Raw genomic sequence first — 25,056 nt, forward strand, 5'->3', positions numbered from 1 at the left:
GCGGGCGTCCGCGCGGCTGAGGAACCGGGCGAGGTCTGACGCGTCCGTGCCGAGGCGGGCGTCGTCGGCCCAGCCGTCGTGGATCAGGGTCAGTCCTCGAGGAGGTCGTGCAGCACGACGACCTGCTCGCGCTCCGGGCCCACGCCGATGGCGGAGATGCGGGCGCCGCTCATGCGCTCGATGGCCATCACGTAGTCCTGCGCGTTCCTCGGCAGGTCCGCGAACTCGCGGCAGCCCGTGATGTCCTCCTGCCAGCCCGGGAAGTCCTCGTAGATGGGGGTCGCGTGGTGGAAGTCGGACTGCGAGACGGGCACCTCGTCGTGGCGCACGCCGTCGACGTCGTACGCGACGCAGACGGGGATCGTCGCGAGGCCCGAGAGCACGTCGAGCTTGGTGAGCACGAAGTCGGTGACGCCGTTGATGCGGGCCGTGTAGCGCGCGATGGGCGCGTCGTACCAGCCGCAGCGGCGGGGACGACCGGTGGTGGTGCCGAACTCGAAGCCCTTGGCGCGCAGGTACTCGCCCGACTCGTCGTGCAGCTCCGTGGGGAACGGGCCCGCGCCGACGCGCGTCGTGTACGCCTTGACGACCGCGATGATCCGCTCGAGCCGGTTGGGCGCGACGCCCGAGCCCGTGGCGGCGCCGCCGGACGTGGCGCTCGAGGACGTGACGAACGGGTACGTGCCGTGGTCGATGTCGAGCATGGTGGCCTGGCCGGCCTCGAAGAGGACGGTCTTGCCCTCGTCGAGCGCGGTGTTCAGCTCGAGCGACGCGTCGCACACCATGGGACGGAGGCGCTCGACGTAGGAGAGCAGGCTCTCGATGATCTCCTCGGCCGAGATGGCGCGGCGGTTGTATATCTTCACGAGCATGTGGTTCTTGGCGTCGAGGGCCGCCTCCACCTTCTGGCGGAGGATGTTCTCGTCGAAGAGGTCCTGGATCCGGATGCCGACGCGGTTGATCTTGTCCGCGTACGTGGGCCCGATGCCGCGGCCGGTGGTGCCGATCTGGCGCTTCCCGAGGAAGCGCTCCGTCACCTTGTCGATGGTGCGGTTGTAGTGCGTGATGACGTGGGCGTTGGCGCTCACGCGGAGCTTGGAGACGTCGACCCCGCGGGCGGCGAGCGCGTCGAGCTCGTGGAAGAGCACCTCGATGTCGACCACGACGCCGTTGCCGATGACGGGCACGACGCCCGGCGTGAGGATGCCCGACGGCAGCAGGTGCAGCGCGTACTTCTCGGTGCCGACGACCACCGTGTGGCCGGCGTTGTTGCCGCCGTTGAACTTCACGACGTAGTCGACGCGGCTGCCGAGGAGGTCGGTCGCGCGTCCCTTGCCCTCGTCACCCCACTGGGCTCCGATGATCACTACTGCGGGCATGGCTCACTCCTCGTCGGGGGCGGGTCGGTCGGGTCGGGCTCGGGCGGCGTGCGTGGTGCGGTGATGCGGTGCGTGCGGTGGTGCGGGTGCGTGCGGGTCCGGCGTGCGCCGGGTCAGTCCTGGCCGCGGATGACGATGGCCTCGGTGGGCGGCAGCGCCCCGGCCGTGAGCGCCTCGATGTGGCCGGCCGCGGTCGGATCCGCGTCGCGCAGGAAGGCGCTGAGGCGCGAGACCTCCTCCTCCTCGCCGATGGCGGCGGCCGCGCGGCGGAGCGCGTAGAGGGAGCGGAGGACGCCGCGGTTCGGCTCGTGGCTCCACGGCACGGGGCCCTGGCCCTTCCAGCCGGACTTCCGCAGGGAGTCGAGACCGCGGTGGTAGCCGACGCGCGCGAACGCGTAGGAGGCGATGCGGTCGCCCTGGATGAAGGCCGTGTCCGCGAGCAGCGCCCAGACGAGCGACGACTGCGGGTGGTCGGCCGCGATGGCGCCGAGGGTGTCGTGATCGCCGTCGGCGTTCGCGATGCGGGCGGCGACCTCGGGGTCGTCGGCCAGGCGCGTCTCGGGGACGCCGAGCAGGTTCTCTCCAGTCACACTCGATCCTACCGCGAGGGTCCGGCCGCTCCCGAGGGGGTCCGGGATCGAGCCCGCCGGCGTCGACATCGCCTGCCCGAGCGCGCGGGAGGACGCGAGCCCCTCGGCGCGATCAGCCCTCGAGCACGCGGAGGGCCGGATGCGCGTGCAGCGCATCCGGCCCGTGCGTCATGAGGACAGCGAGGGTCGCCAGAGCGGGAGCCATGGGTCCGCTCAGCGACAAGGGCGACGCCGCGCCCTCGAACTCGAGCACGATGTGGAAGCGCCCCGGGTCCGGGTGGATGGCGCTCACGGCGGCGTAGTCGAAGGACAGCCAGCCGCGACCGGCGACGTTGCACGCGATCCGCTGGTTGCTCGCGACGACCTGCACCCGCTGATGCTCGCGCCACTGCGTCGTCGCCTCGGCCTGCGCACGCGACCGGCTGATCGAGTTGCCGATCGCGCTGCCGATCAGCGCGCCGGCGACCCATGCCGGCCGTCCGAACGCGTCCGTCCTCGAGGTCGTGTACGCGACGTCGGTCCCGAAGTACCGGGAGTACGTGAGCGGGCCGTCCAGGAAGAACCTCTCGCCGTCGCGCGGCACGACCGCCCAGACGGGGATCTCGGGGGGCAGCTCTCGGCGCGCCAATGCCGCCCGGAACCACCGGGCGTGATCCCACGCCCGCCGGTACGCCTCCTCGTGCTGCTGCGCCGCCCTCTCGCGGGTCGTCAGGTGCCCGTGCGAGCGGCGCCAAGCGCGGTAGACGCCGTGGCCGCGCCGGAGCGCGAGGATCGCCGCGACGACCGGGACGACGAACGCGGAGAGGAGGAGCACCAGCGCGAGCAGCGTCCACCAGCTGAGGCCCTCCCCCTGCCTGCCGAGCTGGACGAACCACCCGCCGAGGAGGCCGAGCCCGAAGTAGCCGAGCGGTGCGCAGGCGAGCGGGATGATCCAGCTCCGGTGCCTTCTCCACCATGATCGCTCTGCTGTCCGGGCACCTCCGTGGTCCATGCCTTCTCCCCCTCGTGATGGCCAGCACCTGCGGGCCGAGGTGATCCTGCCAGGACCCGGCGACCCTGTGCAGATGCCCCCCCGGCCCTCCCGGTCGGACGCGTCCAACGGAGGGGCACCGCCGGCCCGGCCGTGTCGGCGCCCTCGGGTAGCGTGACGGGCACCGCCGCCAGCCCCGAGGAAGGACCCGCGTGCGCATCCTCCACACGAGCGACTGGCACCTCGGGCGCACCCTCCACGGCGAGGACCTGCACGCGCACCACGCCGCCTTCCTCGACCACCTCGTGGACCTCGTGCGCGAGCGCGACGTGGACGTGGTGCTCGTCGCGGGCGACGTCTACGACCGCGCCGTGCCCGGGGTCCCGACGGTGCGGCTTCTCTCCGAGGCGCTCGGGCGGCTGAGCGCGCTCGCGACCGTCATCGTCACGCCCGGCAACCACGACTCGGCGGCCCGGCTCGGCTTCGCATCGGCGCTGCTGCGGGACGGGCTGCGGATCCTCGCGTCGACCGAGTCGCTCGACGTGCCGGTCGTGATCGACGACGCCGACGGGCCCGTCGCGTTCTACGGGGTGCCGTACCTCGACCCGGACGCCGTGCGCGCCGCGCTCGCCGCCGACGGCGCCCCTCCCCTGCCGCGCTCGCACGAGGCCGTGCTCGGCGCCGCGATGGACCGGGTGCGGGCGGACGCCGCCGGACGCCCGGACGCGCGCGTCGTGGTCGTCGCGCACGCGTTCGTCACGGGGGCGGAGCCCAGCGAGAGCGAGCGGGACATCCGGGTCGGCGGGTTCGACCAGGTGCCGGCGTCGGCGTTCCACGGGGCCGACTACGTGGCGCTCGGGCACCTGCACGGCGCGCAGGAGGTGCGGGCGGAGCGGCCGCGGATCCGGTACTCCGGCTCGCCGCTCGCGTTCTCGTTCGGGGAGCGGCGGCAGCGGAAGTCGAGCGCGCTCGTGGAGCTGGCGGGCGACGGATCCACGTCGGTCGAGCTGATCGACGCGCCCGTGCCGCGGCGGCTGGCCGAGGTCACGGGCTCGCTCGCCGAGATCGTCGACGGGCGGCACGCCGACCTCGCCGACGCCTGGGTGCGCGTGCACGTCACCGATCCCGTGCACCCGCCGCACCTCGTGGCGCGCGTGCGGGAGGCGCTGCCGCACGCGCTCGTCGTGCTGCACGAGCCCGAGGGCCGCGTCGAGGGCGTGCGGTCGCGCGTGGTCGACGCCACCACGGATCCGCTCGAGGTCACGGCCGACTTCGTCGCGTACGCGACCGGGGCGCCGCCCACGGAGCCCGAGTCGCTCGTGCTCCGCCAGGCCTACGAGCAGGCGCTGGCCGCGGACCGGAGCGCCTGATGGACCTGCACCGCCTCACCCTCCAGGCCATCGGCCCGTTCGCCGGCGCGCACGTCATCGACTTCGCCGAGCTCGGGCGCTCGGGGCTGTTCCTCCTCGAGGGGCCCACCGGATCCGGCAAGTCCACGCTCATCGACGCCGTCGTCTTCGCGCTGTACGGGTCGCTCGCGAGCGACGGGTCGAGCCGCGACCGCCTGCACAGCCACCACGCGGCGCCCGGCGTGGAGCCGTACGTGGAGCTCGTCTTCGAGACGGCCGCGGGGATCCACCGGGTGCGCCGGAGCCCGCAGCACCAGCGGCCCAAGGCGCGCGGCACGGGCACCACGAACCAGAACGCGACCGCGACGCTCATCCGGCTGTCGTCGCCGGACGCCGACGCCGGCGAGGTCGTCGGCACCAGCACGCAGGAGGTGGGCACGGAGATCGCGCGCGTCGTCGGGCTGACCCGCGCGCAGTTCGTGCAGACCGTCGTGCTGCCGCAGGGCGAGTTCGCCGAGTTCCTGCGCTCCACGGGCGAGCAGCGGCGGCTCGTGCTGCAGTCGCTGTTCGGCACGGCCTTGTACGAGCGGACCGCGAAGCAGCTCACCGAGATGCGCACGGCCGCGAAGCAGCGCACCGACGCCGCGGACGCCAGGGTCGCGGAGGCGCTCACCGGGCTCCGCGAGGCGACGCGGGTGGACGCGCTGGAGATCGCGGACGCCCCTGACACCGTGCGGCTGCTGGCCGAGCTGGCGGACGCCTCCGAGGACGCGCGCGAGGACGACGAGCGGATCCGGCGCGACGCGGCCGCCGGCCTCGCCGACGCCGAGCGCGTGACCCGGGCGCTCGCGCGGCGACGCGCCCTGATGGAGCGCGAGGAGGCCCTGCGGGACGCGGCGGCGGAGATCGCGGATCTGGCCGAGCGCGTGGAGGAGGCGCGGCGCGCGGCGTCGGTCGCCGGCCCGCTGGCGGCGCGCGACCGGGCGGAGGCGGCGCGATCCGCGGCCGCCGACGCCGACGCCGACGCCCGGGTCGCCTGCCGCGCGGAGCGGCCCGCCCTCGCCGACGCGACCGCGGCCTCGCTGGCCGACCGGCGCGACGCCCTGGTGGCGGAGCTCACGACGCTGGCCGACGCCGCGGAGCGTGAGCGCGGGCTGCCGCGCCGCCGGGCCGAGGTGCGTGCCGCCGAGGAGGCGGTCGCGGCCCGCGAGGCGACGGCGGACGCGGCCGAGGCGGCGCTCGCGGAGCGGCCGGCCGGGCGGATCCCGCGGGTGGAGGCGCGCGATGCCGCCGCGTCCGCCGCGGGCGGGGTCGACGCGGCGGGCACGGCCCTCGCGGAGGCGCAGGCGATCCGGCGGCGCGTGACGGAGCTGCGGGAGCTCGACGCGCGGAAACTCGCCGCCCGCGCCGCCGTCGACGCGCGCTCCGCCGAGGCGACGGCCGCCGTGCGGCACGAGGCGGAGCTGCGGGAGCGGAAGATCCGGGGGCTCGCGGGCGAGCTGGCGCGGGAGCTGCGGGACGGCGATCCCTGCCCGGTGTGCGGCGCGCTCGACCACCCGCTGCCCGCCCCGAGCGCGCCCGGGCACCCGGACGACGACGAGATCGAGGCGGCGGCGGAGGCCCGCGCACGGGCCGAGCGGGCGCAGGGCGACGCGGTCGCGGCGCTGTCCGCGGAGACCGCGCGGCACGAGGTGCAGGCGGCCGCGCTCGACGGGATCACCGCGGAGTCCGCCGACGCGGCGGTCGCCGACCGCCGCGCGCGCCTGGCCGACGCCGAGGCGGCCGGGGGTGCGCTCCGCACGGCCGAGGCGGCGCTCGTCGCGCACGACGCGGAGACGGAGCGGATCCGGGCGCGCCGCGACGACGCCCGCGCCGCGCTGTCCGGGCTGCGCGAGCGCGTGATCCGGGCCCGCGAGCTCCGCGCGGAGGACGAGGCGGCGGTGCGCGCGGTCCTCGCCGCCGAGGACGCGGACGAGGCCGAGGCCGAGGCCGAGGTCGAGGTCGAGGCAGAGGCCGCCGACGATGACAGTGACGCCGCCGATGGCGCGCCCTCCCGCGTCGCGGCGCTCGTCGCCGATCGGGCCGACGAGCGCGCCCTCGTGGAGCGCCTCATCGCCCTCGCCACGACCCGCGAACGCACGGCCGCCGACGCCGCGGCGCGCGCGGTCGAGCTCGCGCAGGCGCTGGCCGACCGGTCCTTCGCCACGGAGGAGCAGGCGCGCGCGGCCGCCCTGCCCGCCGCCGAGCTCGACGCCCGCGCACGCCGCGTCGCCGCCCACGAGCGCGAGCAGGCCGTCGTCGCGGAGGGGCTGGTGGATCCCGAGGTCGCGTCGCTGACGGGCGCCGAGGACGCGGATCCCGAGGCCGCCCGCACCGCCCTCGACGCCGCCCAGGCCGCCGCGCGCGCGAGCGCCGAGCGCGCCGCCCGGGCCCGCGACCGCGCCGACCGCAGCGCGTCCGCCCTGGCCCGGCACGACGCCGCCCGCCGTGAGAGCGCGCAGGCGGGCGACCGGGCGCGCGCCGCGATCCGCATGTCCGACGTCGCGAACGCGACCACCCCCGAGAACAGCCGCGGCGTCACGCTCGGCACGTACGTGCTCCTGCGCCGCTTCGAGGACGTCGTACGGGCCGCGAACGCGCGCCTCCGGACCATGTCGAGCGGCCGCTACGAGCTGGAGGTGAGCGAGGAGCGGGAGGCCACGAGCCGGTCGCGGAAGACGGGTCTCGCCCTGCAGATCCGCGACCACGTCGTCGACCGCGTGCGCGAGCCCGCCAGCTTCTCCGGCGGCGAGACGTTCTACGCGTCGCTCAGCCTCGCGCTCGGCCTCGCCGACGTGGTCCAGGCGGAGGCGGGCGGCCTGCAGCTCGGCACGCTCTTCGTCGACGAGGGCTTCGGCACGCTGGATCCGGAGACGCTCGACGCCGTCATGTCCGAGCTCGGGCGGCTGTCGTCCGACGGCCGCACGGTGGGCATCGTGAGCCACGTCGAGGAGCTCAAGCAGCGCGTCGCGGACCGGATCGAGGTGCGGCGGCGCGCGGACGGGTCGTCGACCCTCACCTCGACGGTGACCGACCCGGCCTGACGCCGGGGGTGCCGGGCCGCGCGGATCCGCCGGGCCACTCGGATCCGCCGACCCGACTGCCGCGCGGGATCAGCTGAAGGGGTCGCGCCGCTTGGCCGCGAGGTGCCGCCGCCAGTAGAAGGTCGCACCGCCGCCGAGGCCCGCGGCGAGGACGAACGCGACGACGCCCACCGCGCCGAGGCCGCCGCCGGTCTGCACGGTGACGACGCCGAGGGCGACCATCACGAGGCACGAGCGCAGCAGGATGAAGGCCAGGGACCGGTCGCTCGTCATGCGGCGCCTCTCGGATGTGTGCGGGGATGGGCGATGCCGAGCCTAGGCGGCCCGGCCGAGCGGATCCGGAGTGCGGGAGCGCTCTCTCACACCCGGCCGGCCAGCGGAGCGCAAGCCCTCGGGGGACCTTCGTTCGCATACCGGCTATCCGCTGAGCGTCGCCCCGCCCGGCCGCGCGCCCGCGCCGAAGCACCTGCCACCTCCGGGGAACGGCCGGAGGCCGCCTCTCTCGGGAGCACCATGCATGATGAGCGGGAGGGCGGACACGACCGACGCCCGGAGAACACAGGACCATGACGACCACGCCGACCCCCATCAGGACGAGGGACTCCTCGCGCCCGTCGGGCACGCCGACCCCCGATCCCCTCGACGAGGACGGGACCGACGGGACCCCCGCGACCACGCCCGCCGCCGCCCTGTCACCCGACGAGGCCGCCGCCGCCGCCCTCGACGCGCCGTTCCTCCGCAGCGTCTTCTCCGGCGACGACACCGACGAGGCATCGGCGCGGTTCGCGCCCGTGCTCGAGGGGATGCGCTTCGCCCGCGACCGCCGGTCGGACTTCTCCTACCGGTACGCGACCCTCGGCAGCGAGCGCGTCTCCCTCCGCACCTTCCGGTCCGCCGGTCCGCACTGGGCCGACGGCGCCCGGATGTCGGAGCACGTCGTCACGTGGTTCCTCGAGGGCCGGATCACGGTGGATCGCGGTTCGCGCGCGTTCTCGAACCAGGGCCAGCTCCCGTTCCTCCTCCCGACGGGCCGCCCCTTCCCGTACACGGCGACCGCGACGCGCCAGAACTGCGTGCACCTCGACGCCGGCTTCCTCGAGCAGACCGCCACCGAGTTCCACCACGGACCCGCGCGGCCGATCCTGTTCGAGAACCGCCGGGTGCCGAGCGCCGAGACGGCCGCCGTGTGGCGTCGCGCGCTCGCCGCATCCGCCCCCGTCATCACGGATCCCGACGCCTCCCCGCTGCTGCGCCTCGAGGCCGACCTCGCGCTCGCCCGGGCGACCCTGCGCCTCTTCCCGTGGGACGACGTGGACCTGCCGGACGAGCTGCGCGCGCCGCGCATGGCCCACATCCGCGTGGCCGTCGAGTACCTGCACCACAACGCGCACCTGCCGATCACGCCCGCCGAGGCCGCGGGCGCCGCCGGCATCTCCACCCGGGTCCTTCAGCTCGCGCTCCGCCGCCACCACGGGCAGACGCCCACTGAGTACCTGCGGGGGATCCGCCTCCGCCGCGTGCGCGCGCAGCTGCGGGACGCGGAGCCCACCGCCACCACCGTGCGGAGCATCGCCGAGCGATGGGGCTTCGCGCACCTCGGCCGCTTCGCGGCGACGTACGCGCAGGCCTTCGGCGAGCTGCCGAGCGAGACCCTCCGCAGCTGACCCGAGCTCACCCGCCGCACCTGCAGGACGGGCAGCGTGCCCGCCCCGTGCGCGGGGAGTCGGGGTACCGGAGACCCGAGAGCCGCGCGCCCGAGCCGCCATGACGCGTGCTCGACCGACCTGTGCAGGAGCTGAACGAGCAGCGCCGTCACCGGCGAGCCTGACCCCGGAGGTGATGGTCATCTCCAGGACAGGAGAACCACCATGTTCCGAACACAGCAGCCCTCTCGCGGCGCCACCGCCCGGCCGTCCTCCGCACCCGCCCCTCGAGCCCGCCATCGCGCGACCCTGCTCGCCGCGTCGCTCGTCACCACGGCGGCGCTCGTCGCCGGCGGCACCGTGAGCGCACAGGCGACCGAGGCGCATCATCACGTCGCCGCGAGCCAGCAGCACGTGGTGCCCGCGGCATCGCGCGCGCTCGACCTGCCCAGCGGTCAGACGACGGCCGACCCCGCCATCGACCCGCTGCGGACGAGCGCCTTCAAGCTGGGCTTCAACTTCAAGGACCTCGTCTACGTCATCCTCACCCACGACGAGCAGGAGGTGATCCTCGCGGCGCTGGCGACGGGCGCGGCCGGGGCCATCTGCGGACGCCTGCGCGCCTTCTGCGGGAGCGTGCGCAAGTTCGTCTTCGAGCAGGTGATCAGCGCCGTCGGGACCCCCTGCGCCGGCGACTGGAAGTACGACCTGCTCATCCCCACCCGATCGCACTGCATGTGACGGGCACGCCGGGGCGTCCGGGCACTCCCCGGCGCCCCGGCCGCGGGATCGCGTGATCCGCTCCTCCCGATGTTGCACACTGGTGTGCAGGATCGCTATCCTGGTGGCATGACCTCCCTCGCCTCCGCACGCGCGCCCCGCAGGGACGCCGCGAGCAACCGCCAGGCCCTCCTCGCCGCCGCGGTCGTCGCGCTCGACCGCGACCCGGACGCCTCCCTCGAGACCATCGCCGGCGTCGCCGGCCTCAGCCGCCGCGCCGTCTACGGGCACTTCGCGACGCGCGACGACCTCGTCCGCGAGGTGCTGCAGCGCGGCGCCCGGCGCATCGTCGAGTCGCTCGCCGGCATCACCCACGCCGACAGCCGGGTCCACGTCGCCCTCATCGGCGCGCGGCTCTGGGCCGAGGTCGAGCAGGTGCGCGTGATGGCGCGGGTCGCCGTGCGCGGGCCGCTCGCGCGCGAGGTCGCGGCCGAGCTCGCGCCGCTCCGCGCCGAGCTGCTGCGGGTCGTCGAGCGCGGCATCGCCGCGGGCGAGCTGCGCGGCGACATGCCGGCACCGACCCTCGCGCGCCTCGTCGAGGGCGGCGCGCTCGCGGTGCTCGACGAGGCCACGCGCAGCGACATCGGCCGCGCGGAGGGGCACACGCTCGTGATCCTCACCTCCCTCGCCCTCTGCGGGCTCGACTGGCGCGCGGCCGGCGACCTCATCGCCGCCACCCCGGAGCTGCGCGAGGCCGCGCCCCGCGTGACGTCGGCGCCCGCGCGGGAGGCGGGCCGATGATCGTCACGCTGACCGACGCGCGCGTCGGCGACGGCCCCGCGCCCGCCCTGCCCGCCGTCTCCCTCTCCTACGGCGGGCTTGGACCCGTGGTCGCGGTCGCCGAGACCGAGCTGCGGCCCACCGTGCTGTCGCTCGTCGCGTCCGGCCGGATGCGCGTCGACGGCGGGTCCCTCGCCCTCGACGGCGACGACTCCCCCGGCGTCGCCGCCCGGATCGCCGAGCGGGTCGCGCTGGTCGACACCCCGCGCGTCAACGAGCCCGCCGACGACGTGTCGCTCCGCGCGGTGGTCGCCGAGGAGCTCGCCCTCGCCGGGCACCGCTCCGGACGGCACGAGGTCGGCGTGATCCTCGACGACCAGGGCCTCGCCGAGCTCGCCCGTGCGCCCTTCTCCGCCCTCCCCGCAGTCGCCCGCATCCGCCTCCTCGCCACGCTCGCCGCCAGCCGCGCGGGCGTCGAGGCCGTCGTCGTCACCTCGCCCGAGCGGCACGGCGGCGCGGTGGCCGAGTGGATGCGCGTCCTCCGCGACCTCGCCCGATCCGGCACCGGCGTCCTCGTCGTCACGAGCGAGGCCGCCGCCGAGGCGATCGCCGCCCTGCCCGCGGACGACGCGATCGCCGCCCCCGACCCCACCCCCTCGATCGACGGAACGCAGACCCGATGAGACTCCTCCCCCTGGTGCGCGCGGAGCTGACGCGCCTCACCGCCACCACCATGTCCAAGGTCGCGCTCGTCGCGCTCGTGCTGGTGCCCGTGCTCTACGGCGGCCTGTACCTGTGGGCGAACCAGGATCCGTACAGCAGCCTCGACAGGGTGCCCGCCGCCCTCGTCGTCGCCGACCAGGGCACGACGGTGGACGGGAAGCCGGTCGACTACGGCACCGACGTCGCCGCGGACGTGCTCGAGGACGCCTCCTTCGACTGGCACGAGGTCTCCTCCGCCGAGGCGCGGACGGGCCTCGAGAACGGCACGTACGACTTCACGCTGACGATCCCCGCCGGCTTCTCGGACGCGCTCGCGTCCTCCTCCGGCGCGGATCCGCAGCAGGCCCGGGTGGTCATGGCCACCGACGACGCGAACAGCTACCTCGCGACGACCATCGCCCAGCAGGCGGGCGCCCGGATCACGAAGTCGGTCGCCTCGCGCGTCGGCACCGAGGCCGCGGGCAAGCTCCTCCTCGGGCTCGCGGACGTGCGCTCGAGCCTCGGCGACGCCGCGTCCGGCGCGCAGCAGCTCGTCGACGGCACGGCCACCGCGCGCTCCGGCGCGGACGAGCTCGCGGCCGGCAACGGGCAGCTCGCCACCGGCGCGGACGCGCTCTCCTCCGGCCTCGGCCAGCTCCGCTCCGGGACGGCGCAGCTCCCCGCGCAGACGCGGCAGCTCGCGACGGGCGCGGACCAGGTCGCGGACGGCGCGGCCACGCTCTCCACCGGGGCGACCGACTTCTCCACGGGCGCCGCCGCGCTCACCCCGGGCGCGCAGCAGGTCGCGGACGGCGCACGGCAGGTGGCCGACGGGAACCGGCAGATCGCCGCGCTCGGATCCACGGCCTCCGCCGGCGCCGACGACCTCGCCGCCGAGGTGCCCGCCATCCGCGCCGCGATCGTGGCGCGCATGACGGCCGCCGGGATCCCGCAGGCCGAGATCGACCAGGCCCTAGCGCGCCTCGACGGGCTCGGGAAGGGCATCACCGACGCCGCCGCGACGACCGACGGCCTGAGCGCCCAGCTCACGCAGCTCGCGACCGGCAGCGAGCAGGTCGCCCAGGGCAGCGCTCAGGTCGCCGACGGCGCCGGGAAGCTGCAGACGGGATCCGCCGCGCTCGCCCAGGGCGCCGGCACCCTGGCGACCGGCAGCCGCCAGGTAGCGGACGGCGCGGATGCGCTGGCCGCCGCCTCTCCCGCGCTCGCCTCCGGGATCGCCCAAGCTGCCGACGGCAGCGCGACGCTCGCGACCGGTGCGCACTCCGCGTCCGACGGCGCGGCCTCGCTCGCGTCCGGCCTCGGCACGCTGCAGGACGGCGCCACGACGCTGCGCGACGGCCTCGACTCGGGCCTCGACCGGATCCCCGCGTCCACCGACACCCAGCGCGACGCGCAGGCCGACACGATCGGCGACCCCGTCGCCCTCCGCCAGGACGCGGTGACCGAGGCCGGCGAGTACGGCGCCGGGCTCGCGCCGTTCTTCATCAGCCTCGCCGCGTGGATCGGCATCTACGCCCTGTTCCTCATCGTGAAGCCGCTGTCCCGCCGCGCGATCACGGCCCGGAAGGCGCCGCTGAAGGTCACGCTCGCCGGCTGGCTGACGCCCGCGCTCCTCGGCGTCGTGCAGATGGCGGGGCTCTACGCGATCGTGGCCGGAGCGCTCGGCTTCCGGATCGCCCACCCGCTCGCCATGTACGGGACGATGGTGCTCGCCTCGATCACGTTCGCGGCCATCATCCTCGCGCTCAACGTGCTGCTCGGCAGCGTCGGCCAGTTCCTCGGCCTCGTGCTCATGGTCGTGCAGCTCGTCACCGCGGGCGGCACGTTCCCCTGGCAGACGCTCCCCGGGCCGCTCGCCGCGCTGCACCACGTGCTGCCCATGAGCTTCGCGGTCGACGCGCTCCGCCAGCTGATGTACGGCGGCGACCTCGGGAAGGCGGCGCAGGACGCGGGCGTGCTCGCGCTGTGGCTCGTCGGCGGGCTCGCGGTGGCGCTGGCCGGGGCGATCCGCATCACGTCGCACCGGACCCTGCGGGACCTGCGGCCGTCGCTGATCGGGTGATCCGCGGGCCGTCGGGCGGCACGGGCTGGCGGCGTCAGCGGCCGTCGGGGTCGCCGCCCGCGGCCCGGGCACCCGCCCGCACCCCCGCGGCGAACGCGAGCAGGACCAGCCCGACGACGACCACGGCCGCCGCCACGAGCGTCGTGGTCGACACGACGTGCGCGCCCTGCGCCAGGAGGGCCTCGCCGGTCAGGGGGGCGTACGCGAACGTCCCGAACGTCACGGGCTGGCTCGCGGACCGCACGATCACGAGCGCCCCGCCCACGACGGCGAGCGCCGCCACGACCTGGAGCAGCCGCCGTGCGAGCCGCGCCCCGGATCGGCCGCTCACGCGAGCCGCTCCAGCGGGTTCGCGGCGAGCTTCCCCACGAGGCCGCCGTCGACGAGGCGGCGCGCGGCCGTGCCGGGCTTCCGCTCCGCCTGGTCGCGCACGCACGCGCCGAACTCCGCGGCGAGCGCGCCCCGCGGATGCGCCCGCAGCACCTCGCGCAGGTACTCCTCGGGGAGCGCGTCCGGCCGGGCGCCGGAGATGTCGAGCCCGGTCGCGACCTCCAGGAGGTGCCCCTCGACGTCGAGCTCCGGATCCACCGACGGCCAGTTGTGCCGCACGATCGCGTCGAGCACGCGCTGCCGGCGCGCGGCGGGCCAGCCGGCGCCCGCGGTGAGCGCGACGCCCACGTGCCCGCCCGCGTGCTCGTACGAGACGGTGTGGTTGTCGTACTCGGCGACCGTGCCGATGTCGTGCAGCACGGCGGAGACGTAGAGGATCTCGTGGTCGACCCCGGCCAGCCCGTCGACCACCGCGAACGCCTCCGCCCACAGCCACGAGCGGATCCCGTGGGCCGTGATCGCGGCGGACTGGTACGAGGTGGCGAGCTCGAGGGCGCCCCGGGCGGCGACCGTGTCGGGCACGGGGAAGTCGGCGATGCGCATGGCCCATGCTGGCACGGGCCGCGGGCGCGACGGGAGGCGGTGGCGCGCCCCGCTCCTAGGCTGGCCCGATGGATCCGAGCCGCCGCGACCGCCGTCGGCGCATCGCCGCGCTCGTCGCCCTCGCGGCGGCCGTGGTCGCGGTGCCCGTGGCGTTCCTCCCGGCCTGGGGATCCGCGGGCGGACGCCTCCTGCCCCTCGCGGTGATCCCCGTCGCGGGAGCGGTCGCCGTCGCGCTGTCGCTGCGGGCGGTCGCCGGGCTCCGGGCCGGCCGCAACGGGTGGATCCCGCGTGCCGACCTCGCGCTCCTCGTCGCGGGCGCCGCCGTGCTCCTCGGCGGGGTGCCGGCGCTCCTGGCGGCCGTGGTGCTCGTCGCCGGGCCCTGAACCGCGGTCTCCCCGCCGCGCACCGTCGGCCGCCGCCCGTCCACCCTGCCGCCGCATCGCATTCACCTCCCCCGCATACCGTCGCGACACGTGACCCAGGACCCCGAGAACGCCTCACCCTCCGCCCTCTCCCGCCGCGGCTTCCTCATCACGAGCGGCGCCGCCGGCGCGCTCGGCGTGGCCGGCCTCGGCGGCGCGCTGCCCGCGGCCGGCGCCCCCCTCGCCGCCACCGCCGCCAAGGCGCCGCCCGCGCAGCAGGGCCCCGGCGGCCGGTGGCGGACCGACACCGCGTCACCCCGCTTCACGATCGCCGTGCTGCCCGACACGCAGTACCTCTTCGACGGTGCCGCGATCCACCCGGAGCCGCTCGAGGCGTCCCTGCGCTACGTGCTCGCCGAGCGCGACCGGCACAACATCGTGTTCCTCGCGCACCTCGGCGACGTGACCCAGAACGGCGCCGCCGCCGAGGTCCAGGCCGCGAGCGCCCAGTTCACGCTCCTCGACCGGGCGGGCGCCGCCTGGAGCGTGCTCGCGGGCAACCACGACGTCCCCGGCGACAGCGACGACCAGCGCGGCCGCACCCCCTACCTCGACGCGTTCGGCCCGAAGCGGTTCGCCAAGTCGCCGAGCTTCCGCGGATCCAGCCCCGACGGCTACAACAGCTTCCACACCTTCACCGCGGGCGGCCGCGACTGGCTCGTCCTCGCGCTCGACTGGCGCACGAGCGCCCGCGGCGTCGAGTGGGCGCGCGGCGTGCTGGCGGCGCACCCGACCCTGCCGGTGATCCTCACGGCGCACGCCATCGTCGACTCCCGGCCCGACGGATCCGCCCTCCTCGACGGCTACGGCCAGGGCCTCTGGGACTCCTTCATCTCCCAGCACGACCAGATCTTCCTCACCCTCAACGGCCACTACTGGAAGCCCGGCCGGACGACCATGCGGAACCGCGCGGGCCACGACGTGGACATGCACCTCGTCAACTACCAGGACCGCTACTACGGCGGCGCCGCGATGATCCGGCTGTACCACGTGGACCTCGAGCGGAACGCGATCGACGTCGAGACCCTCTCGCCCTTCATCCTCGGCGGCGGCCTCGGCACCGGCAACGAGCTGGCGGACGAGGAGGCGCGCCTCTCCGGCGACGTCGACCGGTTCACCGTGTCGGTCGACTTCGAGCAGCGGTTCGCCGGCTTCGCGCCGGTGCCCGTGCGACCCGTCCGGCCCGCCGCGCAGATGCTCGTGCCCGGCACGGTCGCGTACTGGCGCTTCGACGGGCAGCCGGACGGATCCGCGCTCGGCCCGGCCACCCGGATCCCCGACGCCTCCGGCCACGGCAACGACCTGGTCGTGGCGGACCGCGCGGGTGCCGCGCCCGGATCGCTCCGCTTCTCCGCGGAGCACCACGACGACTCGCCGAGCGCCGGCAGCCTGTCGCTCACGGGCGGCAAGGCCACGGGCGACCACCTCCGCACCGTCGACGGGGCCCCGCTCGACGCGGCGACCTTCCGCCGTGGCTACACGTTCGAGGCCTACCTGCGGATCCCCGAGGGCTACGGCGGCGGCGACGCCTGGAGCTCGATCATCTCCCAGTCGGCCTCCGCGAAGGACGCCGGCAAGGCGACCTCCTCGGGCGACCCGGACGAGCCCGCCGTGGTCCTCACCGTGTCCGGCAGCCGCGAGATGCAGTGGGCGGTGTACCCGACCAGCCAGGACGGATCGCTCACGAACTGGTCGCACGAGCTGCCCGCGGCCACCTGGTGGCACGTCGCGGTGGTCAACGACGGCCAGCACACGACGATGTACGTCGACGGGAACCCCGTCGTGCGGAACCCGACGACGCCGAATCGCGGGCTCGCGTCCGCCGGCAGGTCGTGGCTGGTCGGCGCCAACCACTACGGCGGGCAGCTCGACCACGTGTACCCGGGATCCATCGGCGACGTGCGCATCGTGGAGCGCGCGCTGAAGCCCTCGGAGTTCATGAACGCCTGAGGGGGCGGGGCGGCCTGACGCGGCTCATGCGCGCACTCCGTCCGCGCATCCCGAGATCAGGGTTTACACGAGTAGATCCCGGTGCGATGCTGGGTGCCACCACGGTTGCTGGGGGCGCTCAGCACCACCCCGCAGCCGCTCGCACTCGACGGAGCACCGCCGCTCCAGATCGGACGACCACGCATGGTCTCGCTAGGCATCGTCGGCGCCGGGCAGTTCGCCGGGCAGTTCGCCACCCTCTTCAAGGTCCACCCCGACGTCGACCGCGTCATCGTCACCGACCTGCTCCGGGAACGCGCGGACGAGCTCGTCTCCCGCGAGGGCCTCGACGGGGCGGTCGACTCGTTCGACGCACTGCTCGAGTCCGACGTGGACGCCATCGCGATCTTCACCCAGCGGTGGACGCACGGGCCGCTGGTGGTCCGCGCCCTCCACGCCGGCAAGCACGTGTACTCGGCGGTGCCGATGGCCGTCTCCGAGCAGGAGATCGCCGACATCATCGACGCCGTCCGCGCGACGGGGCTCACCTACATGATGGGCGAGACGAGCTACTACAACCCGGCCACGGTCTTCGCGCGCAAGAAGGTCGCCGAGGGCGCGTTCGGCCGCGTCTTCTACGCGGAGGGCGACTACGTCCACGACATGGACCTCGGCTTCTACGCCGCGTACCAGTACAGCGGCGGGGAGGACTGGAAGCGCACCGCCAGCTACCCGCCCATGCACTACCCGACGCACTCCATCGGCGGCGTGCTCGGCGCGATCCCCGGTCACGCGGTCAGCGTCAGCTGCATCGGCGTCCGCGACGACCGCGGCGACGGCGTGTTCGACCGCGAGGTGAGCCAGTTCGACAACGACTTCTCGAACGCGAGCGCCCTGTTCGAGCTCGACGGCGGCGGGGTGATGCGCATCAACGAGATGCGGAGGGTCGGCTACCCGTCGCAGATCCGCGAGTCCCGGTTCCGCTACTTCGGCACCGAGGCCAGCTTCGAGCAGACGGCGACCGTGAGCTTCTGGCAGGACAAGTCGGACGTCACGGACATCAGCGAGGAGCTGACGACGCAGCCGAGCATGTCGCTCGACGACCCCTCCCTCGCGCACATCGCCCCCGAGCTGCGCGAGTCGTTCGTGTCCGGCTACGCCCCGGTGCACGACGTCGACCGCCTGCCGGAGGTGTACCACGGCATGCCGAGCGGCCACGAGGGGAGCCACCACTTCCTGGTCGACGACTTCATCCGCGCCGTCGTGGACGGGACGCTGCCGCCGGTCAACGCCTGGGTGGCGGCGAGGTACACGCTCCCCGGCATCGTCGCCCACCAGTCGGCCCTGCGCGGCGGCGAGCGCCTCGACGTGCCGGACTTCGGCGACGCTCCTGACCCCGTCCCCGTGCCGGGCGGATCCGACGACGCGGATAGGATCGCCCCGAGCTCCCGCTGATCCCGCTGATCCGGCGACGGATCGCAGCGTCCTGACGGGCTCGGGGAGGTGGGTCGCATGCCGGACCCCGCACCCCGCGCCCGTGGTCAGGTGACGCGCGCCGACGTCGCCCGGCACGCGGGCGTCTCCACGGCGGTCGTCAGCTACGTCGTGAACGGCGGCCCGCGACCCGTGGCGGCAGCGACGGCCGACCGGGTGCGCGAGGCGATCCGCGTGCTCGGCTACCGGCCGAACGCCAGCGCGCGGGCGCTCCGCATGGGGTCGACGCAGATGCTCGGGCTCGTCGTGCCGGAGATCGGCAACCCGCTCTTCGCCGAGCTGGCGATCGCGGTGGAGCAGCACGCCGCGCGGTCGGGGTACGCCGTGCTGCTCGTCAACAGCGAGAGCGACCCGGCGAGCGAGCGCACCCTCATCCAGTCGCTGGTCGCGCGTCAGGTCGACGGGATCATCGTCAGCACGGTCCAGCACACCTCGTCGGCCCTGGATCTCCCGGCCCTGGACATCCCCGTCGTCCTCCTCAACACGTTCGCGGGCCGAGAGGGATGGGAGACCGTCGGCGTGGACGCGCGCGCGGGGGCGCGCCTCGGCGTGGAGCACCTGCTCGCGCACGGGCACACCAGCGTCGGTCTCATCATCGGGCAGACCGGAGGCAAGGGCGAGGCGCGCGAGGCGGGGTGGCTCGACGCCACGCGCGCGGCCCGCCTCCCCGACGGTCCGCTGGCCCGCGAGCCGTTCACCCGAGGTGGCGGGTACGCGGGCGCCCTCCGCCTGTTCGCCGGCGCCGACCGCCCGACCGCCCTCTTCGCGAGCTCGGACATGCAGGCGAGCGGCGCGCTCCGGGCGCTGCACGAGCTGGGCCTCCGCGTGCCGGAGGACGTGGCCGTCGTCTCCTTCGACGGGACCGACGAGGCCCGGTACGCGGTCCCGCAGCTGACGGTGGTCCGACAGCCGGTGCAGGAGATGGCGCAGGAGGCCGTCGCCCGCCTGACGGCCGCGCCGACCGGGCGGGCTCCGCATCACGCGTCGTTCACGCCGACGCTCGTCATCGGGCGCTCGTGCGGCTGCCCGAGTCCGGACGCCAGCGGTCCGGACGCCGGCGTTCCGGACGCGGGCGTTCCCGCCGCCGGCGGTCCCGACCGCTGACGCTCCCGCTCACCGGACCCGCGCGGAGGCCGGCAGGCGCTCCTGGGCGCCTGCCGGCCTCCGCGTCACTCGAACAGCCGGTTGACGCGCTCGTTGACCTGGTCGAGCGAGTCGACGGATTCGCTGCCGATGTAGATGCTGTCCATGACGGGCTTCATGATCGAGAGGATCTCCGCCGCGTTGTTCGTGACGGGGAAGAGGATCGTGTCGCCGTCGTCGACCAGGTCCGTGAACGGCTGCACGTCGAAGCCCTTGTCCGCGAACGCCGCGATGGCCGCCTCCGTGCCGGCCGGTCGCGCGGGGAAGATGACGCCCTCCTCGCCGACGATGGTCTGGCAGGCGTCCGAGCCGAGGAACGCGACCCAGCGGGACGACTCCTCCGGCGCGTCCGTCTGGGCGCTGATGGAGTCGCCGAGGCCGTTGTACATGGACACGGGATGCCCGACGGGGCCGATGGGCACGCTCGCGATGCCGAGGTCGACGCCCTCCAGGCGGGCGTAGCTGGAGATCGTCCAGGACCCGTCCGCCACGAGGGCGGCCTGGCCGGCACCGAGCTGCTGCACGAGGTTCGGCGCCGTCCCGACGCGCTCGTACGACGGGAGGTAGCCCTTGTCGACGAGCCCGAACAGCCACGCGATGGAGTCCTTGAACCGCGGGTCGTCGTAGTTGTACTGGTCGCCCCACACGGGCTCGTTGGTGAACTCCCACCCGGTGGCGCCCGCGAGCCAGGACCACTGCGTCTGCCCGTTCGTGTCGCCGGCGCCGTTGGACCCGAGCCCGTACGTGACGACGTCCTCCGGGTCGAAGCCCTCCTCGTCCCCCCGGACGCCGTTCGCGTCGACGGAGAGGTGCGCGATCACCTGCTCGAACGTCCCCCCGTCCTCGGGGTTCCAGGTGAGCCCCTGGAGGTCGGCGGGCGTCATGCCGGCCTCCTCGAGCACGGCCTCGTCGTAGAACAGGGCGATGGTGTCGAAGTCCTTCGGCGACCCGTACTGCTTGCCGTCCTGGCCGACCCAGAGCTCGGCGAGCCCGGCCTGGTAGTCGGCCGGGTCGATGTCCGCGGTCGCCTGGAAGTCGTCCAGCGGCAGGATCACGCCGCGGCTGACGAACTCGGGGTACTTGGTGAGGTGGTCGGTGAAGACGTCCGGCCCGGCCCCCGCGACGAGACCCGCGGTGAGCTTCTGCCAGTAGTCGGCCCAGCCGTACTGCGTGATGCGGATGTCGATGTCCGGGTTCTCCGCCTCGAAGGCGGCCGCGCACTTCTCGTATCCGGGCAGCTGCAGCGACTCCCACAGCCAGTAGTCGACCGCGGTGGTGCCCGCGGCGACCCCGGGCGTCGCGGCGCAGCCGGACAGGGCGACGAAGGAGGCCGCCGCCGCGATCGCCGCGGCGATCCGCCGTGGTCCTCGTCGCGGTCGGGAGGGACGGGGGGCGCGTGATGTCGTCGTCGACATGGTCGTGGTCCTCACTTGATGCCGTTGAAGCCGATGTTGTTGACGATGCGCTTGGCGAAGACCCCGAAGAGCAGGATCATCGGCAGGGCCGCCACGAGCGTCGCGGCCATGAGGCCCGACCAGTCCGGCCCGCCCTGAGGGCTCTGCGACTTGAACGCCCCGAGCGCCACGGTGAGCACGCGGGAGTCGTCGGTGTAGCTGACCATCAGGGGCCAGAAGTAGTCGTTCCAGCTGGTCATGTAGGTGAGGATGCTCACGGTCGCGATGGGCGCCGCGGACATCGGGATGATGACCTTGAAGAAGATGGCGAGCTTGCTCGCGCCGTCCACCAGCGCCGCCTCCTCCACCTCCTTGGGCACGTTGAGGAAGAACTGCCGGAGGAAGAAGATCGCGAACGGGGTCATGAACAGCGACGGCAGCATGATGCCGAGCAGGGTGTCGATGAGCCCCAGCTGCTTCACGAGCAGGAAGTTCGGCAGCAGGGTGAAGATCACGGGCACCATGAGCGACAGCAGGAAGAAGCCGAACACGAAGTCGCGTCCGCGCCAGACGAGGCGGGAGAACGCGTAGGCCGCCATCGCGGAGAAGAAGACCTGGCACACGGTCACGGTCGTGCTGACGATCACGGAGTTGCCGAGGTAGCGCCAGAAGTCGAGCTTGGCGCCGGATCCGCCGTCGGCGATCGCGTCGTCGACCGACTGGGCGCCGAAGACGCGGAGGAAGCCGTTCCAGGTGAAGTCGACCGGCAGGAGCGAGGAGGCGTTGCCGTAGAGCGCGCCGTTGCCCGAGAGGGCGGTGCGGAGGATCCAGTAGAACGGGAACACCGTGACGACGATGAGGATCGCCATGACCACCCACGCGGCGACGCGGCCCCACCGGATCGGGCGGCGCGGGCGGGGCGGACGGGGGTTCCCCGGGGGGACGTCGGATTCGACGGGGCGGGGCGGCGCGACGGGAGGGCTCTGCAGCTGGGTCATGACGGCTCCTAGTTCAGGTCGGACTGGCCGGCCCGCGTGAGGCGGTATTGGAAGTAGGTGACGATCACGAGGATGATCAGCATCGCGACGCTGAGCGTCGACGCGTAGCCGAAGTCGAACTGCGCGAACGCCTTGTCGTAGATGTAGACCTGCAGCAGCCGGGACGCGTCGACCGGGCCGCCGTTGGTCGTCACCGAGACGGTGTCGAATACCTGGAACGACCCGATCACGGAGATGATGAGGACCAGGCCGAGCACGGGTCGGAGCAACGGCAGGGTGATGCCGCGGAACATGCGGATCTCCGATGCGCCGTCGACCCGGGCGGCCTCGTAGTAGTTGGCCGGGATGGCCTGCAGGCCCGCGAAGATCAGCAGCGCCGTGTAGCCCATGTGCCGCCAGACGTTCACGGCGGCGATCGTGGGGATCACCGCCGCCTCGGTCGTGAAGAACCCGATGCGGTCGAGGCCGATCCACTCGAGCATCTGGTTCCCGATGCCGAGCTGGAAGTCGAGGATCCAGAGGAAGACGAGGGCGGCGACGACGTTGGAGACCAGGTACGGCGCGAGGATCACGCCGCGGAGGAGCGTGGACTGCGTCAGCCGCTGCATGAGCACCGCGATGCCGAGCGCGATGACCGTCTGGAACCCGATGTTGAGGACCACGTAGTAGATCGTGACCCGTGCGGCGTTCCAGAAGATCGGGTCGGCGAGCATGCGCTGGTAGTTCTCGATGCCGATGAACCGGGCCGGCGAGAGCAGGTCCCAGGAGGTGAAGCTCAACCAGATCCCGCGGGCCAGGGGCCAGAAGTAGAAGACGACGAGGCCGAGCGCGGCCGGGATGAGGAACATCGCCGCGAGCCGGGTGTCGTCCGGCCGCCGAGCTCGTCTCGGCGGGCTGCCGCCGCTCGATCGCCGGGCGGATGCCGGCGCGGGGACCGCGGCCGGTGGCCCGGCGGTGGTGCTGCGACCGTTCACGGAGAGTGCCATCGAGACTCCTTCGTCCTTCCCGCTCCATCGCGGGCATCGAGGACCAGAGGCCCCCGCCGCCTCAGTGTGACCGCGGGCGCGGGTCGGCACAACGAACCGATGTAACGGAAAGGTAACGAATGTAAACGCTTACATTCCGTCCACCATCCGAGCTACAGTCGCTCCTGACAGCCGTCCACCGAAGCGCAACGGAGCCCTCGTGACCGTCATCGACACCCCCCTGACCACCTCGATCCAGTGGGACGGCGGCGGTCTCCTCCTCACGTTCGAGCACGATCCCGACGGCCCGGTGCGCCTCGTGGCCATGGGCGGTGCCGGAGCCGGCACGGCCGCCGATCCGGAGTCGTCGACGGAGCGCACGAGTCCCCGTCAACCGCTGGTGGAGGTGCTCTCCCCCGCCTGGGGCCGCCTCAACAACAGCTACCGCTACGACGGCACGGCCCTCGGCGCCGGGCTGCGGTTCGTCAGCTCGACGCCGAGCTCGACGGACGGCGTCGACAGGCTGGAGATCGTGCAGCGGCACGAGGGATCCGGCCTCGTCGCCACCACGGTGCTCGAGGCGCACGCCGGTGTCGCCGCGGTCCGCACCACCACCACGATCCGGGTCGAGGCGGCGCGCGCGCCGCTGCCGATCTGGGCCGTCACGAGCTTCGCGACGGGCGCCGTGGTGTCCGACTCGCCGAACGACGTCGACCTCTGGTGGGCGGACAGCGGCTGGTGCTCGGAGAACAGGTGGACCTCGCGGCCGCTCCGATCCCCGGGCCTGGTCGCCATCGACCGCACGGCCCGCGGCGAGACCAGCCGCAACCGCCTCGCGATCTCGAGCTCCAGCACGTGGTCCTCCGGCGTGGCGAACCCCGCAGGAGCGGCACGCGATCGCCGCACCGGCCGGACGCTCGCCTGGCAGGTCGAGCACAACGGCGCGTGGGCGTTCGAGCTGGGCGAGGACCCCGACTGGGGTCACGGCGGGGTCCCCCTCGAGGACCGGCTGTTCAGCGACACCCCGTTCGGGCCGCCCCGCGCCGACCGGTCCCGCGACGGCGCCTACGTCGCCGTCCTCGGCCCCACGGACACGCTCCACCAGTGGTCCGTCGTCCTCGACGGGACCACGTCGTTCACGACCGTGCCCGTCTCGTTCACCGCCGCCGGCTCCCTGGAGGACGCCTTCGGCCGCCTCGCCGAGCAGCGCCGCGCATCCCGGCGCCGGCACACGGCCGGCGACGCCCTCCCCGTGGTCTTCAACGACTACATGAACACGCTGGAGGGCGACCCCACCGAGGGCAAGCTGCTGCCCCTCATCGACGCCGCCGCACGCGTCGGCGCGGAGGTCTTCTGCATCGACGCCGGGTGGTACGACGACACCGCCGGCTGGTGGGCGAGCGTCGGGGACTGGATGCCGTCGACCGCGCGGTTCCCCTCCGGGCTCCCGTCGGTGCTCGACCACATCCGGTCGCGCGGCATGGTGGCGGGGCTCTGGCTCGAACCCGAGGTCGTCGGCGTGACCAGCGAGGCCGCGCGCACCCTGCCGGACTCGGCCTTCCTGCAGCGCGGCGGGGTGCGGGTCGTCGAGAACGCCCGCTACCTGCTCGACCTCCGCTCGCCCGCAGCCCGCGCGCACCTCGACGAGGCGGTCGACCGGCTCGTCGGCGACCTCGGGGTCGGCTTCTTCAAGCTGGACTACAACGTCACCCCCGGCGCCGGGACCGACCTCGACGCGTCCTCCGTGGGCGCGGGCCTGCTCGACCACAACCGCGCCCTCCTCGCGTGGCTGTCGGACGTGCTGGACCGGCACCCCGACCTCATCCTCGAGAACTGCGGCTCGGGCGCCATGCGCTCGGACGCCGCCATGCTGCGGGTGCTGCAGCTCCAGTCCACCTCGGACCAGCAGGATCCGCTCCTCTACCCGATGATCGCGGTGGGCGCGCTGGCGCACATCCTCCCCGAGCAGGCCGGCAACTGGGCGTACCCGCAGCCCGACATGACCGACGAGATGGTCGTGTTCACCGAGTGCACCGGCCTCGCCGGGCGCCTCTACCAGGCGGGGGTGCTGAGCGGCATGGACGACCACGGGCTCGACCTCGTGGCCGACGCGGTCCGGGTCCACAAGGAGACGCGGCACGCCCTCGCCTCCTCGACGCCGCGCTTCCCCACCGGGCTGCCGTCCTGGGACGACGCGTGGACGAGCGTGGCGTTCGACGTCGCCGACTCCCCCGACACGTACGTGGTGGCATGGCGGCAGGCGCACGCCGGACCGGTGGTCCAGCTGGCGCTCCCCCACCTCGGTGACGGCGACGTGGACGTCGAGCAGGTCTACCCGCCGGCGGGCATCGGCGCGGAGTGGACGTCGACCCGCACGGCCGAGGGGATGAGCCTCGACTCCGGGAGCGGGACGGGGATCGCCGGTGCGCGCATGTACCGGGTGCGCCGCGCCTGAGGCGGCGACGGCGCTCGCAGGCCG

The 25,056-nt window shown here is 74.2% G+C and carries 21 protein-coding genes; 12 read left to right on the top strand and 9 right to left on the bottom strand.

Annotated features, from left to right (window positions below; all coding sequences use genetic code 11):
* Nucleotides 1-89: 89 nt before the first annotated feature.
* The 3 genes from QFZ62_RS07195 to QFZ62_RS07205 form a co-directional block, all read right to left on the bottom strand.
* Nucleotides 90-1,379 carry an adenylosuccinate synthase gene (locus tag QFZ62_RS07195; protein ID WP_307503563.1) on the bottom strand — a complete coding sequence of 430 codons (1,290 nt, stop codon included), beginning with the start codon at nt 1,377-1,379 and terminating at the stop codon, nt 90-92.
* A gap of 113 nt (nt 1,380-1,492) precedes the next feature.
* Entirely contained in the window at nt 1,493-1,969 is a 477-nt protein-coding gene (locus QFZ62_RS07200) for a DUF3151 domain-containing protein (RefSeq protein WP_307503566.1), read from the bottom strand.
* Between the two features lie 112 nt (nt 1,970-2,081).
* Nucleotides 2,082-2,960, bottom strand: a complete 879-nt coding sequence (locus QFZ62_RS07205; protein WP_307503569.1) for a hypothetical protein — start codon at nt 2,958-2,960, stop codon at nt 2,082-2,084.
* 191 nt (nt 2,961-3,151) lie between these two features.
* Between QFZ62_RS07205 and QFZ62_RS07210 the strand changes: the two genes are divergently transcribed.
* Complete coding sequence (locus QFZ62_RS07210) at nt 3,152-4,309, top strand: exonuclease SbcCD subunit D (RefSeq protein ID WP_307503571.1); 1,158 nt, start codon at nt 3,152-3,154, stop codon at nt 4,307-4,309.
* Nucleotides 4,309-7,371: an SMC family ATPase gene (locus QFZ62_RS07215; protein ID WP_307503575.1), complete on the top strand. Its 3,063-nt coding sequence runs from the start codon at nt 4,309-4,311 to the stop codon at nt 7,369-7,371. Before QFZ62_RS07210 ends, QFZ62_RS07215 begins: the two co-directional genes overlap by 1 nt.
* Before the next feature lie 69 nt (nt 7,372-7,440).
* On the opposite strand, the gene QFZ62_RS07220 is transcribed toward QFZ62_RS07215, so the two are convergent.
* On the bottom strand, nt 7,441-7,644 hold the full coding sequence (locus tag QFZ62_RS07220) for a hypothetical protein (RefSeq protein WP_307503578.1): 204 nt from the start codon (nt 7,642-7,644) through the stop codon (nt 7,441-7,443).
* A gap of 293 nt (nt 7,645-7,937) precedes the next feature.
* On the opposite strand from QFZ62_RS07220, the gene QFZ62_RS07225 reads away from it, so the two are divergent.
* The 5 genes from QFZ62_RS07225 (at nt 7,938) to QFZ62_RS07245 (ending at nt 13,299) form a co-directional block, all read left to right on the top strand.
* Nucleotides 7,938-9,035, top strand: coding sequence for a helix-turn-helix transcriptional regulator (locus tag QFZ62_RS07225; RefSeq protein ID WP_307503580.1), 1,098 nt, complete (start codon nt 7,938-7,940; stop codon nt 9,033-9,035).
* Nucleotides 9,036-9,239: 204 nt separating this feature from the next.
* Nucleotides 9,240-9,755, top strand: coding sequence for a hypothetical protein (locus QFZ62_RS07230; protein WP_307503583.1), 516 nt, complete (start codon nt 9,240-9,242; stop codon nt 9,753-9,755).
* 108 nt (nt 9,756-9,863) lie between these two features.
* Nucleotides 9,864-10,535, top strand: coding sequence for a TetR/AcrR family transcriptional regulator (locus tag QFZ62_RS07235; protein ID WP_307503586.1), 672 nt, complete (start codon nt 9,864-9,866; stop codon nt 10,533-10,535).
* Entirely contained in the window at nt 10,532-11,197 is a 666-nt protein-coding gene (locus QFZ62_RS07240; RefSeq protein WP_307503587.1) for a hypothetical protein, read from the top strand. Before QFZ62_RS07235 ends, QFZ62_RS07240 begins: the two co-directional genes overlap by 4 nt.
* Complete coding sequence (locus tag QFZ62_RS07245) at nt 11,194-13,299, top strand: YhgE/Pip family protein (RefSeq protein ID WP_307503589.1); 2,106 nt, start codon at nt 11,194-11,196, stop codon at nt 13,297-13,299. The genes QFZ62_RS07240 and QFZ62_RS07245 overlap by 4 nt, the downstream gene beginning before the upstream one ends.
* Nucleotides 13,300-13,333: 34 nt before the next feature.
* Here the strand turns inward: QFZ62_RS07245 and QFZ62_RS07250 are convergent, their stop codons facing one another.
* Nucleotides 13,334-13,630: a hypothetical protein gene (locus QFZ62_RS07250; protein ID WP_307503591.1), complete on the bottom strand. Its 297-nt coding sequence runs from the start codon at nt 13,628-13,630 to the stop codon at nt 13,334-13,336.
* Nucleotides 13,627-14,232 carry a cyanamide hydratase gene (locus QFZ62_RS07255; RefSeq protein ID WP_307503594.1) on the bottom strand — a complete coding sequence of 202 codons (606 nt, stop codon included), beginning with the start codon at nt 14,230-14,232 and terminating at the stop codon, nt 13,627-13,629. The genes QFZ62_RS07250 and QFZ62_RS07255 overlap by 4 nt, the downstream gene beginning before the upstream one ends.
* Before the next feature lie 68 nt (nt 14,233-14,300).
* Here QFZ62_RS07255 and QFZ62_RS07260 point away from each other — a divergent pair, with 68 nt between their 5' ends.
* From QFZ62_RS07260 to QFZ62_RS07275, 4 genes are all read left to right on the top strand, one after another.
* Complete coding sequence (locus tag QFZ62_RS07260) at nt 14,301-14,615, top strand: hypothetical protein (RefSeq protein WP_307503596.1); 315 nt, start codon at nt 14,301-14,303, stop codon at nt 14,613-14,615.
* A 90-nt stretch (nt 14,616-14,705) separates the two neighbouring features.
* Nucleotides 14,706-16,604, top strand: coding sequence for a LamG-like jellyroll fold domain-containing protein (locus tag QFZ62_RS07265; protein ID WP_307503598.1), 1,899 nt, complete (start codon nt 14,706-14,708; stop codon nt 16,602-16,604).
* Between the two features lie 183 nt (nt 16,605-16,787).
* A complete protein-coding gene (locus QFZ62_RS07270; RefSeq protein WP_307503601.1) occupies nt 16,788-18,038 on the top strand; it encodes a Gfo/Idh/MocA family protein in 1,251 nt (416 codons plus the stop codon).
* Nucleotides 18,039-18,095: 57 nt separating this feature from the next.
* Nucleotides 18,096-19,181, top strand: a complete 1,086-nt coding sequence (locus tag QFZ62_RS07275) for a LacI family DNA-binding transcriptional regulator (protein ID WP_307503603.1) — start codon at nt 18,096-18,098, stop codon at nt 19,179-19,181.
* A 65-nt stretch (nt 19,182-19,246) separates the two neighbouring features.
* Here QFZ62_RS07275 and QFZ62_RS07280 read toward each other — a convergent pair whose 3' ends face one another.
* Genes QFZ62_RS07280 through QFZ62_RS07290 form a run of 3 tightly spaced genes read right to left on the bottom strand, consistent with a single transcriptional unit; the run spans nt 19,247 to nt 22,460 of the window.
* Complete coding sequence (locus QFZ62_RS07280) at nt 19,247-20,635, bottom strand: sugar ABC transporter substrate-binding protein (RefSeq protein WP_307503606.1); 1,389 nt, start codon at nt 20,633-20,635, stop codon at nt 19,247-19,249.
* Nucleotides 20,636-20,646: 11 nt separating this feature from the next.
* A complete protein-coding gene (locus tag QFZ62_RS07285) occupies nt 20,647-21,612 on the bottom strand; it encodes a carbohydrate ABC transporter permease (RefSeq protein WP_307503608.1) in 966 nt (321 codons plus the stop codon).
* 8 nt (nt 21,613-21,620) lie between these two features.
* On the bottom strand, nt 21,621-22,460 hold the full coding sequence (locus QFZ62_RS07290) for a carbohydrate ABC transporter permease (protein ID WP_307503611.1): 840 nt from the start codon (nt 22,458-22,460) through the stop codon (nt 21,621-21,623).
* A 337-nt stretch (nt 22,461-22,797) separates the two neighbouring features.
* Here QFZ62_RS07290 and QFZ62_RS07295 point away from each other — a divergent pair, with 337 nt between their 5' ends.
* Nucleotides 22,798-25,032 carry a glycoside hydrolase family 36 protein gene (locus tag QFZ62_RS07295; RefSeq protein ID WP_307503614.1) on the top strand — a complete coding sequence of 745 codons (2,235 nt, stop codon included), beginning with the start codon at nt 22,798-22,800 and terminating at the stop codon, nt 25,030-25,032.
* Nucleotides 25,033-25,056: the final 24 nt, after the last annotated feature.

This window comes from Clavibacter sp. B3I6, from assembly GCF_030816895.1.
Lineage (GTDB): Bacteria > Actinomycetota > Actinomycetes > Actinomycetales > Microbacteriaceae > Clavibacter.